Annotated in this window: 1 protein-coding gene; it reads right to left on the bottom strand. The window is 66.1% G+C overall.

The genetic code is table 11. The features are described from left to right. Positions 1 to 387, bottom strand: a 387-nt coding sequence (locus tag D7X55_RS47425; protein WP_147470566.1) for a hypothetical protein, incomplete at both ends; no start/stop codon positions are given.

Raw genomic sequence — 387 nt, 5'->3', positions numbered from 1 at the left:
ATGTTGACCAGGTGGCCACGGGCCAGGTCGCGGCCGTAGCAGCGCGAGCAGACACCGAACGCCGATTCGCAGGAGATGGTCGAGCGGACCTTGATGGTCTGCACGCCGGCATCTTCCAGCTTGGCGACCCAGGCTTCGTCGAGCAGGGTGTTGCGGGTGACGATCGGATCCTCGTCGTTGCCCGGCAGGAACACGTCCTCGGCGACCACGCGGCCCAGCACGCGGTCCTTCAGCGGCTCGACCACGTCGCCGCCTTCCACGATCGGGGTCATGATCAGGCCTTCGGTGGTACCGCAATCCACCTCGGTGATCACCACGTCCTGCGCGACGTCGACCAGACGACGGGTCAGGTAACCCGAGTTCGCGGTCTTCAGTGCGGTATCGGCC

Origin of the sequence: Corallococcus sp. AB049A, from assembly GCF_003668885.1 — a bacterium.
Classification (GTDB): domain Bacteria; phylum Myxococcota; class Myxococcia; order Myxococcales; family Myxococcaceae; genus Corallococcus; species Corallococcus interemptor.
Note: the sequence above shows the minus strand (reverse complement) of the source record. Positions and strands in the feature narration are given on the sequence as shown.